This window comes from Marinifilum sp. RC60d5 (assembly GCF_052400665.1).
Taxonomy (GTDB): Bacteria; Bacteroidota; Bacteroidia; order Bacteroidales; family Marinifilaceae; genus JBQTGK01.
Window position 1 is genome coordinate 132,582 of the sequence record NZ_JBQTGK010000001.1, and the last position, 16,891, is coordinate 149,472.

At 34.2% G+C, this 16,891-nt stretch carries 12 protein-coding genes; 1 reads left to right on the forward strand and 11 read right to left on the reverse strand.

The window, feature by feature from the left end:
* Nucleotides 1-184: 184 nt before the first annotated feature.
* On the forward strand, nucleotides 185-2,350 hold the full coding sequence (locus tag ACT3CE_RS00575) for a tetratricopeptide repeat-containing sensor histidine kinase (protein WP_444707819.1): 2,166 nt from the start codon (nucleotides 185-187) through the stop codon (nucleotides 2,348-2,350).
* An 854-nt stretch (nucleotides 2,351-3,204) separates the two neighbouring features.
* On the opposite strand, the gene ACT3CE_RS00580 is transcribed toward ACT3CE_RS00575, so the two are convergent.
* The 11 genes from ACT3CE_RS00580 to ACT3CE_RS00630 all read right to left on the reverse strand — a co-directional run bounded on the left by ACT3CE_RS00580 (nucleotide 3,205) and on the right by ACT3CE_RS00630 (nucleotide 16,834).
* A complete protein-coding gene (locus ACT3CE_RS00580; protein WP_444707820.1) occupies nucleotides 3,205-3,387 on the reverse strand; it encodes a hypothetical protein in 183 nt (60 codons plus the stop codon).
* Between the two features lie 303 nt (nucleotides 3,388-3,690).
* Nucleotides 3,691-4,422 carry a hypothetical protein gene (locus tag ACT3CE_RS00585; RefSeq protein WP_444707821.1) on the reverse strand — a complete coding sequence of 244 codons (732 nt, stop codon included), beginning with the start codon at nucleotides 4,420-4,422 and terminating at the stop codon, nucleotides 3,691-3,693.
* Nucleotides 4,419-6,011 (reverse strand): RNA-directed DNA polymerase, encoded by a 1,593-nt coding sequence (locus tag ACT3CE_RS00590; RefSeq protein WP_444707822.1) that lies wholly within the window; start codon nucleotides 6,009-6,011, stop codon nucleotides 4,419-4,421. Before ACT3CE_RS00590 ends, ACT3CE_RS00585 begins: the two co-directional genes overlap by 4 nt.
* Nucleotides 6,012-6,129: 118 nt before the next feature.
* Complete coding sequence (locus tag ACT3CE_RS00595; protein ID WP_444707823.1) at nucleotides 6,130-6,759, reverse strand: hypothetical protein; 630 nt, start codon at nucleotides 6,757-6,759, stop codon at nucleotides 6,130-6,132.
* 3 nt (nucleotides 6,760-6,762) lie between these two features.
* Nucleotides 6,763-7,506: an abortive infection system antitoxin AbiGi family protein gene (locus tag ACT3CE_RS00600; protein ID WP_444707824.1), complete on the reverse strand. Its 744-nt coding sequence runs from the start codon at nucleotides 7,504-7,506 to the stop codon at nucleotides 6,763-6,765.
* Nucleotides 7,507-8,143: 637 nt separating this feature from the next.
* Entirely contained in the window at nucleotides 8,144-8,584 is a 441-nt protein-coding gene (locus ACT3CE_RS00605) for a hypothetical protein (protein ID WP_444707825.1), read from the reverse strand.
* 186 nt (nucleotides 8,585-8,770) lie between these two features.
* Nucleotides 8,771-10,675 carry a pyruvate carboxylase subunit B gene (locus tag ACT3CE_RS00610; RefSeq protein ID WP_444707826.1) on the reverse strand — a complete coding sequence of 635 codons (1,905 nt, stop codon included), beginning with the start codon at nucleotides 10,673-10,675 and terminating at the stop codon, nucleotides 8,771-8,773.
* A 59-nt stretch (nucleotides 10,676-10,734) separates the two neighbouring features.
* Nucleotides 10,735-10,923: a hypothetical protein gene (locus ACT3CE_RS00615; RefSeq protein ID WP_444707827.1), complete on the reverse strand. Its 189-nt coding sequence runs from the start codon at nucleotides 10,921-10,923 to the stop codon at nucleotides 10,735-10,737.
* A 42-nt stretch (nucleotides 10,924-10,965) separates the two neighbouring features.
* On the reverse strand, nucleotides 10,966-12,522 hold the full coding sequence (locus ACT3CE_RS00620) for an acyl-CoA carboxylase subunit beta (RefSeq protein ID WP_444707828.1): 1,557 nt from the start codon (nucleotides 12,520-12,522) through the stop codon (nucleotides 10,966-10,968).
* A gap of 941 nt (nucleotides 12,523-13,463) precedes the next feature.
* The gene (locus ACT3CE_RS00625; RefSeq protein WP_444707829.1) at nucleotides 13,464-15,464 is read right to left on the reverse strand and encodes a fructose-1,6-bisphosphatase; all 2,001 of its coding nucleotides are present in this window, start codon (nucleotides 15,462-15,464) and stop codon (nucleotides 13,464-13,466) included.
* Nucleotides 15,465-15,718: 254 nt separating this feature from the next.
* Complete coding sequence (locus ACT3CE_RS00630; RefSeq protein WP_444707830.1) at nucleotides 15,719-16,834, reverse strand: glycerate kinase; 1,116 nt, start codon at nucleotides 16,832-16,834, stop codon at nucleotides 15,719-15,721.
* Between the last annotated feature and the right edge of the window lie 57 nt (nucleotides 16,835-16,891).

The following is a 16,891-nucleotide window of genomic DNA, read 5'->3' on the forward strand; positions in this document are numbered from 1 at the left end:
AACAAAATGTCGACAATTGTTTCAACTCGAAGAAGACCTGCTACCTACATTTTATCACGAACAAATTAATTCTGTGGCAACTTAAAAAAAATCATGGTTTAAAATAAGGTAGCTATTTTTAGAATACTGGGAATTTACGCTACCTTTGGCACATAAACTTCCTGTTGTTTTTAATCGATACTGCATGCATAAAAATACATCTATTAAAATTTGGCCATTACTTATCTTATTCCATTTGCTGCTCCTTTCAACGGATGTTTACAGTTTGAACCGTGCAATTACAAGCACCGACAGCTTGCGCACTTTATTGGCTACTAAAACGGGAAGTGCTAAAATTGCGATTCAACTCGACATTGCGCACCTCTTTAAAGATAGTGACATTGACGAGGCAAAAAGCCTAGCTCATGCGGCATTAGACAACGCAACTAAAGCCAAGGACAACAACCTGATAATGCGCGCTTATTTGGCCCTTGGAGATATCTATTTAAGAATAGACAATTCGCAGTCGGTTGCCTATTTAGAAAGTGCATTATTACTGGAAGAAGCGACCGAATACTCTTGGTACAAAGGAGAAATACTGTACAAAATTGGTGTGAATAAATACAGAATAGGTGAAAATATTGTAGCTCTTGAATCGTTTAATGCTGCTATCCAAGCCTGCCGGGAGTCTAAAAATTTCAGGACAATGGGTGCTTCGTACTCTATGATGGGCTCTACTTTTAGAATGAACGGGCTGTACGATCGTGCTATTGAATACATCATAAAAGCAAAATTAAATTATAAAAAAGCAAATTTTACTGAGGGGAGTGCATGGTCGGCTTATTTGCTGGGGCAGATATACTTTAATTTAAAAGTTCCAGACATTGCGCTCGACTATACGCAGGAAGCTCTTGCTATTTACCTGAAACAGGCAAGTCTCGATGGCAACCAGAATGGCGTTGCCATGTGTTACGAGCAGATCGCACTAATTTATTTAGAATTGGACAATTTCGAAGAAGCTCGTAAAAACATTGCTTACACGTTAAAAATACACACAAACGACTCCTCTGCCCTGGGCATATCGAATGTGCATAAAAATATGGGTAAAATAGAATATGCCATGGGTAATTATAAACTGGCAGAAAAGTATTTAAACCAAGCCGTACAGGTGCAAGAAGCAGGCAAATACCAACGAAGCCTCCCCAGCTCTTATGAATACTTAGGTTTAATCCTAATTAAAAGAGGCCGCGTAGAAAAAGGGTTCGAAACCATTTACCGAGGGTTAGAACTAGCCATATCGAACAACCAGAAAAAAATTGAGTTAAACATTTATTCAAAGTTAGGCGAAGCGTATTTAGCAGTAAAAGATTATAAAAATGCCATTCGTTGTAAAAACAAACAAATCGAGATTCAGAGTTTACTTCTTTCGGGTAATGCTTTTATAAAAACAGAACAACTGCAAACAATTTACGAAATTGATGAAAAAAACCAGCAGATAGCAGGACTCGAAAAGCAGAATAAAATTAATGCCTTAAATATTAAACAGCAAAAGACCACTCGCAATGCGATGATTTTAGTGATTATACTGATCGTTTTAACTGCAACAATCATATACTATTTTTACTATAAACTGCGCCAGAAAAACTTCGAACTACACGAAATTAATGCAGCCAAAGATAAATTTTTTGCAATTATTGGACACGATTTACGTGGCCCTACAGGAACGCTTGCCTCGCTGCTCGAGCATCTTAATTCCAGCTTCGATGATTTTAGCGTTGATGAACTTAAAAACTTGTTGTCTATTTTGCATAAATCGGCAGTAAATGTAAGTAAGCTTCTCGAAAACCTGCTTATATGGGCACAATCGCAAGTGGGTAAAATTGAATACACACCAACAGTGTTAGTGCTTGACGATGTTTTTCAACATGAACTAAAGAACCTAAAACAATCAGCCGACACTAAACAAATCGACATCAGGCTCGAATTAAACAAGCCAATTTCGGTACTTGCCGATTTAAACATGCTACAAACCGTAGTACGTAACATTATCAGCAATGCCATTAAGTTTACACACCGCAATGGTACAATCCTTGTAAAATCGAAGATCAAAAACAAGGATACAGCTCTCGTTCAAATTATTGATAATGGGGTGGGCATAGAAAAAGAAAACCTCTTAAAAATATTTGAAACAAACAACACTTTTCATACCAAAGGGACAGAAAACGAGCAAAGCACGGGGCTGGGCTTACTACTTGTAAAAGATTTTATTGAAAAAAACAAAGGGATTTTATCAATTGAAAGCGAATTTGGCCAGGGAACAACTGTTTCGTTTACCCTTCCCATAAACAACACCAATTCCACTTCTAAATAAGCAATAAGCTAAAGGATTCCTACATTTATCTATTCTGAATTCAGACTTCTTTAAACACTATATGTCGCAAGTCTGTGACTTGTGGTTTTAGAGCAAAACAAGATCAATTAATCCCTTTTCCTCTTGCATAATCTATTGCGCTACTGTATTTGTATTCCTTTATCCTTAATACAATGATATACCTATCTCCAGGTGTATTTTTGTATTGTACAAGGTCTAAATACTGCTATCCAATATACCGTAGCAAAGCTTATAAAATAAGGTTTTTCCTGATCTCGAAATTTGTAATTACGCCTTATTGTCAATGTTTAATTCTGGATATCTTCTTATAAGTAAACATTGAGCTTACACACTTTGTTATTTTCACAATTTACAGACTTGCGGCAGATTGGTGGCAGCTTTGATTTGATTGCAGATTGGAAATCATGCTCGTTATTTGCAGACTACAATCCTACGGGAACTGTTTTTTTTATTTGACCTTCTTAAAAACCACTTATTCCCAATTTACAAGTTCCAAATAGTCTTGTAAAATATATCATTCCTCATAAGCAGTAGATAAATCTCTGGAACCATCAACCCACCGACTGTTAGCTGCGCTGTTCTTCGAAACATGTTGGGCAGTCCCTGCCACACGAACGCTTAGTTGTTGGCAACTGGGCTTTGTTCTTACTTAACATCTTGATTCTGTCTTGTTTTATGTTTGTGTTAATGTTTTACAAGTCTGTCGAACAGTTTTAGAATATTGTTCTTTTAACGTCTATGTTTACCGAATTCTTTTCTGCCTTAGTCATATTCTTGTCGAAGGATGAGAATCATTAACGAAGAATGACGAACATTTCACCTTATATCAGAATCTATTTATTTTTTTTTAATAACCGAATTCCAACAGCTGGAAATGCTACTGCTGGAAAGACTACTAAAGGAATTGTTTCATTTTCAAATTCGTAAAAATGAAAGCCTTTTGCTAATAATAGAATCATCGATACTAAACCAATAATTATCAAGAAAAATCCTGTAGCCTTATTGTATTTTTTCATAGGCCTTAGTTTTGTTATTGTATTATTAAATTATTTTGTTTCTGCCTTGTTGCCTAACGGATGGCGGTATGAAACGTTGGATTGCGGGATACTTACTGTCTAATTACACCGAACTTGATGCGTGGTAGGATGTTTTATTATCCACCTAAACCCCAAAGTTTTATACCGTGCTAGGCTATAAATAGTTGCCGATTACGAAACACTAAATTTTCAATTTAATATGCACTTCATTCGAGCTGTAATGCCCAAATTTACTAATATTACGGCAATTATTTATGAGCCTGTGTTATGCCCTGTTTTTCTTTAAAATCTACTATCAATTTGTATATCTCTATCTAAACTATTTAATAGATTTTCAAATGTTTCGTTAGGTGATAATCCACCAGTTAAATTATTTACCATACTTTTTATATTAAATTTACAATAAGTACCCTTCCTTGGATTATATAACCCAGCATAATTCCATATCATATTATCTGACACCTGCCCTAAAGCAAGATAAATAAAAAGTTGTTTTAAGTCACTTGATTTAAAATTTCTATTTACTGTTTTAATCTCATAAAGAGTATCATCAATTGAGATATCTGCTTCTAAATCTGGGAAAATACCATATCCTTTTAATGTAGGCTTAAATTGGACTGATTCTTTTTTATTGATTTTAATAAACTCAAATATATTCTTACTTATTGAAGATATTTCTTCAATTTCCACTTTACTTAAAACCAAGTCTTTTTTAGTGTAATTACCTGATTTCCAGATTATGAATGCAGTTTGAGTTATTAAATCTAACAAATTAGTTTTATCTGATAAGAACTCTTCAATAGCACAATCATTTTCTATTAATTTATTAGTTAAAATAAATGCTGCTTCAGACACTAAATCGTATTTAATATTCTCCTTTATAGGAATAGGAATCTTATTTAGTTGTTTAACTTGAGATTCATTAAACATTCTCATAAAATTCGAATTCAACAGAGGAAAATGTTGCTTCCAAACAACACTAAATTTTTCTGCAATATCTCTTTCTGTAATCATACTAAAATTAGTTTATTGGACTGTTGCCTTTGTGAGCACCAGTCACGCATAAGTATTTCTTCTTTACTAAAAAGACTTTTATTGTGATTTCTCCAATGTTTCCCTTCATCACCAAGAAAATAGGATGCGTAAATAAATGCTCGCCTTTCCCAAATTGTCATTGTTGTAAATTGATTTTTAATATCAACAAGCCAATAATGACAATTCCAATTTGCCATAGCTATTATTATTTGTCGTTTAAGAAAATGATTTGGTACTGATTCATAAAGTTGAACAAATAATTCTTCTTTTTCCTGTGAATGAGTTATAGATAAAATCTGAACGATATAATTCAAATTTATCTCAACCTTAGTTAAATAGTTCTCGTTTTTAAAAAGTTCTAACAAGGATTTATCAATTAATTCCTTTCCACTCTTGTTAAGGTCATCATAAATACTTCTCATTGAACGCATAATCGTTGTAAATACTGACGAAAGAGTTAATAGATTATTTTGGTCAAGTAGGATTCTTACAGCCTGAATTTGGTTTTCCTTTGTTAAGGCTTTGATTGAGTTAATTGCTTGTTTTGTAACTGTTTGGTCTATCCTTGTTTTATTCACTTCTTTGGACAGAATACCAACAATATCAATTTCACGAACTGCTTGTTTTAGAGACTCGTAGTCATCAATTGCAGTTGCAGAATATGGGTCAAAACGAATTGAAATATTTAACAACTTTTGTTCTTCATCAGAGCTTTCCTCTTTTGGTTTTGGGTCTAAAAAATTATGAATATCTCTGAATTCATCAGTTTTCATAATTTTAGTTTTATTTTTTTGTAACCCTAATTGGTCATTTGAAAGTTTTTCAGAAAGAAGTATTAAGGTTTTATATGCTTCTGATTCAGAATTACAAAAGATTGTATAATCGTCAACATATCTACAAAATACAATACCTTTTGATTTAAGATGTGAATCAGTATGATTAAGAGCTAATTCTGCTAATATTCTCGATGCAGGCCCACCAACAGGTAATCCATACGATATTGTTCCTGAGAACAGTCCAAGTAGTTTAATAATTTTCTTTGCAATATCAGATGTATTATCAATTCTCTTTAATTCATTTTCCAATTTATGATGATTAATTCTTGGATAAAAATTTGATATGTCAGTTTGCAGCACATAATCATATGATTGAGATAATTCAATACATTGCTTTTTATAGTCAATCCAATTTGCATCTGTAAAAAGAGAACTCTTTTCATTATTCCATTTATATCGATACGAAAAAACTGTTTTATCATTTTCTTTAATTCTTGATTTCTCAATTTCTTCTGCTAATGAAATAACTAAACCTAAAAAATAAACATTCCAAAATGGCTCTATCAGAGTAGCACTTCTGAAACCATAGTAACCAACTTGACTTAATTTTACAATAGTCAATGGTGGAAACCTACTTAATGCATCATCAAGATTATTATGTATCTCCATTAGATTATCTAATGTATCTTCAAGTTTTTCATCAAATAAATATCTTTCGAAAGGAAAAGGAAATATGTCAGTATCTCCAAACCTAATTACATTCTGAACAGCTTTATTAAAATTATCTCTCATTGTTAATTGGTCTTTCAGTTTTGTTCATTTAAATAGGGCATAACGGTTAGGCTATGAAGCGTACTTTTTTGTGTTGCGCCTGCGGCAGAAAAGTATGATTTATGAGCCATTGTTAGCATTAGTTTTTGTTCATTTTTTCTCTTTCATATTGTCCCAAATTATTAATAAGTATCCAACTTTTACTATCGGGGTCAATTATACCATAAATAGTTCTATTTCTACTTGGTTCCAAATTGTTTAAATACTCAGTTAAAGAATTGTTTTTCGCATTTTCATAGTGGTCTTCAATTAGATGTAAAAAATCAATAGTTGATTGTTGCCAAGTATCTAAGTCAAGATTATTGTCATATAGTAGTTTAATCACAATTCCATTCTTGGTTTGAATGAAGATTGAAATTGCCTTCGATTGTGTATTTGAGGTGTCAATTTTATTTGTTGTTTCTTTGGCAGTTATTGTATTAACATTCATATTCTTAGTTTTCGCAAGAATGCTGTTAAGTTTATTCTTTAGCAACAAATAATGGTCTTTACCTGCTTCTTTAAGAAAAGCTTCAAAATATGGTTTAAGGATATATACTGCTACGATTCCTGGGATTATCCATTCGCTAGCTGCCCAAGCAGTTGGTTCTTTTCTTTCAACTCTTAGATCCAAAAGTTCGTTTTCAATTCCATCAACGATAAATTCATCAAAGTTATCAGGAAAGTAGTCTGGAAATTCAATTGCGATATGTGGTATGTCTTTTTTCATTTTTTAATAGTCTGATAAAATTTGCTCGGTTGAACATATTTTGCTTAACAAAATATCTAACTCTTTCCCTGAATACTGCTCATAATGAAGTTGTCTTAAAACTTTAACAACCTGAGGGATTTCTTCTGTCCTTTCTACAATTATATAAGAGATGTCTTGAATTTCAAATTTGTACCTACAATCAATTAGTTCTTTGTTGTATTTCTCTTTATCACTATTATATGCTTTCAGACTGATAGAAAAGGGTTTATTGTTTATTTTATCTTTTGGAGGGATTAATCTCCATTCTCTTTCGTTATAATAATTATAGTTTTTCTTATCAAGCTTTCCTGTTCTTTTTAATGTACCAGAATAATTCTTTGCATAACTTTTAATTTGCAAGATTTCTCTTTTTTGTGCTGATGTTAAGTTACTATCTGTTTTTCTTCTGGCTTTAATTAGATTGTAAATACTTTCTGCGATTAATGAATTTCTATCAATATATAAAACAGGGTTAACTCCATTTCTTACAGCCCATTCTTTTGTTAGTCCTATTCCATATTTGCCATATGCTTCAAAATGCTGTGACGAACTTGAAAGTGGAATATCACAAAAAGAAATCATTGGATGAGCTGCTAATGAACTTCCTTTTTTACCCAATAATAATACTTCAGCACAATATTTTATTCTAAATCCTTCTTTTAAAATTGACGAAAGGATGTCAAATGATTTAGTGTAATGTATTATTGAATTTGTACTTATTGCCATATCGGTCGTTTAAATTAATGCCAACTATTCAGTAACCCTAGCCATACTATTGATACATTCCCTTTAGGAAGAGTTGCTGTTTGTTTTAAATATAATAATTATTTTACGAGCAATAAAAGTAACCAAAGGATATTGTCTGTTAAAATTATAATCAATTAAACTAAAAATAAATTCAACTCGCTACCTACTACTAAAGAGCAGGGTAAGCGACCTTCATCGTTGTGAAATAGCATTTGAGCAGTAACTCCTTTTATTTTATGAATATTAAAACAAAAAAATATCCTTATAGTACTTAACAATACGAGTAGGCTGAATAAAGTTCTATACTCGAAAAATTAATACGATTTAGCTTTTAATCCTTCGGGAAGATTCGGAGCCTCAACTTAAGTAGAGATTCGAATTTCGATTAATTTGGCAACTAGAAGGCTTTACGACTAAGCTTTTATTGACAGCTTATTCGCGATACGGTAAGTCGATACCTGCAAATTGCAATTTTGCAGGAACAATTAAAAAAATAGGACTGTAGATTTGCGTTTATATCGGCGAAAGCTAAGAACATTTCACCAACTGATTAAAGAGATGCTTAAGAAGCACAAGACTATTCGCTAAAAAAAAGACTGAATATCTTATTTAAAGTTTAGATTACTTTTTGATATCGGTGATTTTCTATCCACGTTTCTACCTCATTTATGTCGGATAGGGGAAGTTTAAAAAATTTGAAAGCAGTTTTAAAGGTACTGGCAACTTTAATATTTATGGGTAAGTTTCTCTTTTGCATATCTACCCCCAGTCCTACTACAACCTGTTCTGGTGTTTTCGCTAAAACAATTGATTTTCTTTTGCCTACACATTTTGTATCGTTCTCTAAAAACTCTACATATTTGGTAATTTCATCAAAAGAAAAAAGAAATATAGCATCCCGTATATCATGAAGAACATGATAATTAGGATTGTATTCTTCATTGTTTGCAATATCAAATTTATGGGCAATCAACTCTTCAACCAAAAACTCTCCACAATAATATTCCACGATCAATTTTTTATCAGGATCGATAAAATACTCCACTTTATTTTCCATACCCTCTGTTTGGTTTCTTACAAAAATTAATTTTCCAATTAAAAATTGCTTTTCGTAATTGACTCATTATTATTTTGAGTGCAAAGATATTAAAAAACACAAATTACCTAGCAAAACAATGTACAATATTAAAAACACCCCCTGAAAATAAATTCAGGGGGTGTTAACTCAATAATTAAATAGTCATTAGGCTTTTGGCTCTATTACTAAAAGCAAATCGCCTTTAGCAACAGAATCACCAGAATCACATTTAATTTCTTTTACAGTACCTTCAGCTTTAGCATCAAGATTATTCATCATCTTCATTGCTTCAAGTACTACTAATGTATCTCCTACTTTAACTTCATCACCAACTTTTACTTTGCACTCAACAATCATACCTGGGATTGGAGCAACAACGCTACCTGATTCCATTTCGTCTTTGGCAGCATCCTTTTTCTTACGACCTTTAAATTGAGGTGTAGCAGGACCGTTAGGATCGTTAATTTCCACAGTAAAGGTTTCGCCATCAACAGTAACTTCAAGCTCACGACCGTTACCTTTTCCTTTAGAAGTAAGTTCTCCAGAAAGGGCTTTTCTTACAAGCTCCTGTTCTTTTTCAACCTCTGCCATAGTTTTAGCTTTTACATCAGCTGGAACTTCTTCTACACCATATTTCCATTTTAGGAAGCGTTTTCCTGTAATAGGGTAAAGTGCGCATAAAACTTCATCATCAATATCTTTGGCAAGATCTCCGAATTCAGCTTTCACAGCATCCATTTCTGGCTCAAGAATAGATCCTGGACGAGCTGTAATAGGCTCCTCACCACGAGGATAATCCTTAAGCGCTTTCTTCTGAACCTCTGGGTTGATTGGATGAGTAGTTTTTCCATACAATCCGTAGCAAAGATCTTTTACCTCTTTGGTAATTTGTGCATATTCTCCTTCGTAAGAATCGAATAGTACATTATTTACTGTTTGTACACCAACAATTTGAGATGTAGGAGTAACCAATGGAATATTACCAAGATCTTTACGAACTTTAGGAAGTAAACGATATACTTCTGGTAATTTATCCAATGCATCCATAGCTTTCAACTGATTTACAAGGTTAGAAAGCATTCCACCTGGAGTTTGGTGTAATAATACATTGATATCAGTAGTAGCATACTTAGGACTATTGTCTAAGTGCTTGTATTTAGGAATGTATTTCTCCATTTCAGCAGCAATCTCATTAATCTTATTAATGTCCATTCCTGAGTCGCGGTTTGTGCCTAATAATGACATAATCATTGGCTCAACTGCGGGGTGAGAAGTACGGTAAGCATAAGGTCCGATACAAGTATCAACGATATCTACACCTGCTTCGATAGCTTTGAAAATTGCCAGGTCACCCATACCTGAAGTAAAGTGTGTATGCAAGTTAATTGGTGTATCAGTAAATTTCTTGATTTCGCGAACCAAATTGTAAATATCATAAGGAGCTATCAATCCGGCCATATCCTTGATACATACAGAATCAACACCGAATTCGATAAGGTCTTTTACTTTATTAATGTAGTATTCCATATTGTATACTTCACCACCCAAACGAGGTTGGTTCAAAGTATAACATACCACACCTTGTAAATGTTTTTTGTTATCCTTAATAACTTTAGCTGCAGTTTCGAAATTTCTAAAATCGTTCAATGCATCGAAACAACGGAAGATATCCATACCGTTATCAATTGATCTTTGAACAAAAGATTGAACTACATCATCAGCATAGTTACGGTATCCTACCACATTCTGTCCACGAAGAAGCATTGAAAATGGTGTTTTAGGCATGTATTTTTTTAATACTCTTAGACGCTCCCATGGATCTTCACCCAAGAAACGGTGCATCGTATCAAAAGTAGCTCCACCCCATGTTTCAACAGCATTATATCCTGCTTCATCAATCATTTCTGCTACTGGCAACATATCTTCAGTACGACCGCGAGTTGCGAATAATGACTGGTGGCCATCACGTAAACTTACGTCGTTAATTTTAATTGGATTTTCAGCTTTTGGACGATCGCTGCCATAATTCATTTGGGTCATTTGTAAAACCCCGTGCTTATCGAATATCATGTTTTTATCTTTTTATTTTTCTTAAATTAATACGTTTCCCAATAAACAGGAAAATAGAATTATGCACTTCGCAAACTACGACCACGAAGCTGTACAATCTTACGTTTGGCCATATTCATTTTTATGCCCGTACGTGACCAAGAACCATTAGTCGAACTTTCAACTTTTACTACTTCAGCTTTCTCTAATTCTATGTGGTGAGCAACTGCTACAAGAACTGCTTTTTTAATCTTTTCTTCTCGTGTCATAATTATTGGTATTAATAATTAATTTATTAAAAGTCTTTTTTTTTACAATGGAATATTTCCGTGCTTCTTAGCTGGTAAAACTTCTGCTTTTGTATGCATAGCTTTCATCGCATCAATTAATCTTGCACGAGTTTCGCTAGGAAGAATTACATCATCGATATGTCCACGTTGAGCTGCCAAATAAGGAACGTTAAATGCTTCTTCGTACTCCTTAATTTTCTCAGCAGTTTTAGTTTGTCTATCATCAGCAGCAGCAATTTCTTTTTTATAAGTAGAAATTACTTCAACAGCACCCTTAGCACCCATTACTGCAATTTCGGCAGTTGGCCATGCAAATACCATATCAGCTCCTAATGGCTTAGCACACATTGCTAAATAAGCTCCACCATAATCTTTACGTGTTACCACAGTAAATTTAGGTACAGTAGCCTCAGCATAACTCCAAAGTAATTTTGCTCCGTGACGGATAATACCACCTAGCTCTTGCTGAACTCCTGGAAGATATCCTGGAACATCTACAAATGTGATCAATGGAATATTAAAAGCATCGCAAGTACGAACAAAGCGAGAAATTTTATCAGAAGCATCAATATCTAAACAACCAGCCTGAATTAATGGTTGGTTTGCGATAATACCTACCGATTGGTTGTCTAATCGACCAAAACCAACAATTGCATTCTCGGCATAGTACTCGTGTACCTCGTAAAACTCACCCTGATCAAGAACTGATTCGATAACAGCCTTCATATCGTAAGGTGTTTTTGGATCATCTGGAATCATTGTATCCAGTTCTTCGCAAACACGCTCAGGATCGTCACCCATTGGCAACTGAGGAGTTTCCTCTAAGTTATTATTTGGTAAGTAACCTAAAATATCGCGAATTGACTCAATAGTTTCTTCATCTGAATCGCAGGCAAAATGTGCGTTACCACTTTTAGTATTGTGGGCCATAGCACCACCAAGCTCTTCAAAAGTAGTTTCTTCACCGGTTACTGTTTTAATTACATAAGGAGATGTAATAAACATGTGACTTTGCTTTTTAACCATGTAAACAAAGTCAGTCATTGCTGGAGAATAAACTGCTCCACCGGCACAAGGACCTAAAATAGCAGAAATCTGTGGAATTACTCCTGAAGCTCTTGAGTTACGCATGAAAACATCACCATAACCTTTTAAAGCATCAACACCTTCTTCAACACGAGCTCCACCCGAGTCGTTAAGTCCAACAATAGGAGCACCAGCGCTTACTGCCAAATCCATTATTTTACAGATTTTTGCAGCGTGCATTTCACCTAAAGATCCTCCGCGAGAAGTAAAATCCTGAGAGTAAGCAAATACAGGACGACCATTAACTAAACCATGGCCAATAATTACACCATCAGCAGCGATTTCGGTTGCTTCAAAACCAAAATTTACACAACGATGTTCCACAAACATATCCAATTCTCTAAAACTTCCTTCATCAAAAAGCAAGTCTATTCTCTCGCGTGCAGAAAGCTTACCTTTTTCATGTTGCTTAGCAACACGAGCATCTCCGCCCATCTTTTTAACTTCTTCTCTTTTTTTCTTTAAGAGATCTAATTTTTCAGATACCTTCATTTTATATTTTTTTTCGAGTAATATGCTTAGAAAACCTCAAGGAATTTCTATTTTACTTCAATTGCTATTCTATTTTTACAATTTACATTTCAATTGCGGAACTAAACTTTTCACCTCAATTCATATAAATCTGCCTATTTAATCTTTAAAACCGTTTAAAGAATTATTTCATTATTTAATGGCGAATATATATACTTTCATTGTAGATACGAAACTGTTTAAAAACAGCAGTTTGCAAGCGTAAACGTTTGAATCCACATTTAGCTTCCCTTTTTTAGTATATAAAACACTATTTATCAATCCATTACGAGTATCTGTTCATATTCAAGAAAAAATTTAAAAAAAACACATAAGATATTGTAAAACATATAAAAAACGGGTTCAAAAAGGATAATATCCCTTGTTTTTAACTTCATTTTTTGTCTATGAAGGATAGAATTTATATTAATTTTTTCTCTTCGGATAATTAAATTCGATATGGAGGCAATTAATTATAAACTACCTACTAATGGGTATAATTACCCATTAGTATCAATCTAAGAGTAATTCAAATTTTTGATGCAAATTTATAGTGCACCAGTCTACAGATTAACATATAATGATGAAGTTATTTGAATTAAAAATCACTCCTAAGAACTAGAAAAAAAAAAGAATCAAAACATTGTGAATATATCCGAGGAGTTTATGCTATTGAAAGTCTAATAATTAAGGATTTTTTTCTTTATTAACTTGTGCCTTTCAGATGCTTTCTTTGTTCCTAAAGCCTTCTTTATCGATTTTTTAAGTTATTTATTTGAGCAGATAAATTAATGCAATCTAACGAAATAGTATCGCTCACTTCTATTTCTTTATGGCACATCATAAAATTCCCAAACGATTCTATTTTAGTCTTTGCACAATCAATCGTTTGGAATTTATAATCCACAAGTATAAAATGATACCTAGACTCTCTTAATTTTTACAAGCCCTTTGCGGTAAGCTTCGAGTAAACGGTTTAAATCCTGAATTTGCTGGCGCAGATTTTCACCAATTATGGTATCTCCAACACGAATTCGCGTAGTTGCATGTTCAATCATACTTCGCGTTGATACAATATCGATCTCGTCGAGTATGGCTCTCTGCTTCGATTCAAATGAGGTGTGTTCTGCAAGAATTAAACTATAAGAATCATAAATTAAAGTATAACCTGCAATACCAGTTACTTTTTGGTAGGGTTTCGACATACCACCATCAATCACGAAAAGTTTTCCTTCTGCTTTTACCGGACTTTCGCCTTTTGCTACTTTTACCGGTACATGTCCATTAATAATGTGTGAAACTTCAGGATCGAGACCAAATTCTTTTAGAATACGAGCACAAGCATCCTTATCGTCTCTTAATTTATAGTACATATTACTCTCCTCTCGCTGCGCATCTTTATCGTCTAGAAAATAACGTTCGAAAGTGGCCATTTTCTTTTTTCCGAATAATGGTGAATATGCACCACTCCATAAATACCACATGTAAGCCCGGTCTTTACTGGTTCTTTCGGGATGTTCGCGATTAAAGTACGCTCGGCGACAAATTAAATCGAACTGATCACAAAGAGATTTTCCCTTATAGGTTTCACCTTGCAAAGTCAATTCTTTAAATTCTGCATGTTCATCGAGAGGAATACATCCATGAAACAAAAGATTCGAATTATAAGAGAGATAAGTTCCGCCTTTCGAAAATAAGGTTTTGATGTGTCGCTGCAACTTTTCGCAATACAAAAAAGAATAACGAAGCTTCTCTGCCAGTTCTTCCTCCTCTTTTGTTAATTGATACGGATTTTGAGGATCTATGGTAGGAAATGATTTATCATTTAATGGCAATTCCCGGCCATCAATAGTAATGCTACCTTTTTCGTAATCGATTTGATCGAGAAGTAATCGATCGTCCATTTCCATTTCGGGACTACGCCTTATTATTTCACCAGCCAGTTTCATTTCAATCACCATTATGGCCTTGTGCATCTTACTCGTCAGTTTAATCTGCGTAGAGCCAGTGTTTTCCTTTGGTGTATTTTTAGGAATAAAAGCTTCACATGGATCGTTCTCATAAGCTTTCATTGCGAAAGTCGCCAATGGCATCAAATTAATTCCATAAGCATCTTCCAGGGTATCCAGATTATTGTATCGGGCACTTAAACGAATTACCGCGGCAATACTAGCGCGAATTCCCGTAGCAGCAGCCATCCATACAATATCATGATTTCCCCATTGAATGTCTACCGAATAATGATCATGAATCACATCCATAACTTTATCGGCAAATGGTCCACGATCGTATATATCACCAATAATGTGTAATCGATCGATCAGCAATCGCTGTATAAATTTACTGATTGCCACAATAAACTGGTTGGCACGATTCACATCAATAATAGATTGAATAATGCAATCGAAATACTTTTCTTTCTTGGCAGTAGGCTCATTCAGTAATTCATCGATTACGTAGGCAAAATCGGCTGGCATGGCTTTTCTCACTTTCGATTGCGTGTACTTGTCGGCAGATACACGAGCCACCTCTATCAAACGACGAAGTGTTATCGAGAACCACTCATTTAAATCACTCTGTTCGTTTGTAATGAGTTTTAACTTCTCTTCCGGATAGTATATTAATGTTGCTAGTTGCCTTCTCTCTTTCTCACTAAGAACACCTTGAAACACAACATCAATTTTCTTGCGCACCATTCCCGAAGCATTTCTTAATACATGACTAAAAGTCTCGTATTCACCATGGATATCTGTTAGAAAATGTTCAGTACCTTTCGGCAGATTTAGTATAGATTCAAGATTTATTATTTCGGTACAAGCCGCTTGAACAGTAGGGAATTTTTCGGCTAGCAAATTTAAAAATCGCAATTCATCTTCACTGTAATTGTTTTTCAACAATGGATCTTTCTCATAGTTATGCATCATTTCGCGTTGTATCTGTTCGTTTTTGAATCTAATCTGCTCACAAATAAAGCATAAAAATACATACTTTAAACCAATAGTAAGATGTTGAAGAAGTGAAATTATTAATTTATTGAAACAAAATCGGCATCCAAAAAATGCATTCCATCTTGCAGAGATTTTCAAATAAAAAATACAAAAAGATGGTTTACCTCGAAATAAAATCGGAATTCCCAAAACTGAAAATTCCGTTTCAAGCGATATTTATAATCGTTAACTTACAATGTTTTGGCAAACTCCTGACTTGCTTCCTGAAGATAAACTCCGGCCTTTTTAATGGAATCGTTCAAATTTTTAGCATAATCTACCATTTGAGAAATATAATCGATTTTTACTTTTTCAAGATCCTCTTTTTTTAAGTCAACCACTCCACAAAACAAAGCTAATTTTTGCGATGTGATAGAGTCTAATACTCCACGAATAACCTTGCCCGAGAAAGTTTGAGAATCCAGTTTTCCTTCCCCCGTTATAATCCAATCTGATCCCATAATTTGTTCATCAAACCTGGCTTCCTGCTTAATTAAATCGATACCAGAATTTAGCCTGGCCTTTAAAAACAGAATGCATCCAGCTCCCAGTCCGCCAGCTGCTCCAGCTCCTCTTACCAATTGAAAATCTGCATTAAATTGCTTCTTTACCACCTCATTAAAATTTTGTAATCCAGCATCTAAGGCCAGCACCATTTGGGGGCTCGCCCCTTTTTGCGGAGAATAAATATAGGCGGCACCATTTTCGCCATACAAAGGATTATCTACGTCGCAGGCTACTTCGAATTTTACCTCTTTTAATCTTGGGTGGATAGTTGAATTATCAATAGAATCTAAAGCAATTAAATCTTCGCCAAGACCTTTTAATTGTTCTTTATTCTGATCAAAAAATACGAATCCTAAAGCTCTTGCCATGCCCAAACCGGCATCGTTGGTGGCGCTACCTCCAATTCCAAGTATAATGTGCTGTACACCTTTGTCTAAAGCATCTTTAATTAGCTCTCCTGTTCCGTAGGTACTCGTTAGCATCGGGTTGGCTTCATCACCTTTCAGCAAGCTAATTCCTGAAGCTTCAGCCATCTCGATGTAAGCGGTCTTCTTCCCTTCGGAGTACAAATAAGAAGCTTTCACAGATCTTCCTAACGGATCATTTACATTTCGAAAAATTAACTCACCCTCTAAGTAGTATTTTAAAACCTCAACGGTTCCATCCCCTCCATCGGCAAGTGGTAGTTTCACTATTTCTGCATCTGGAATGTATTTTAGTAAGCCTTTTTCTACGGCATTGCAAAATTCCAATCCGCTTAAGGAACCTTTAAATTTATCGGGAGCTACAACTATTTTCATCAGCTTAGTATTTTCAATAAGGAAATTAATAGAAACAAGAATACAAAAAAAACTCAC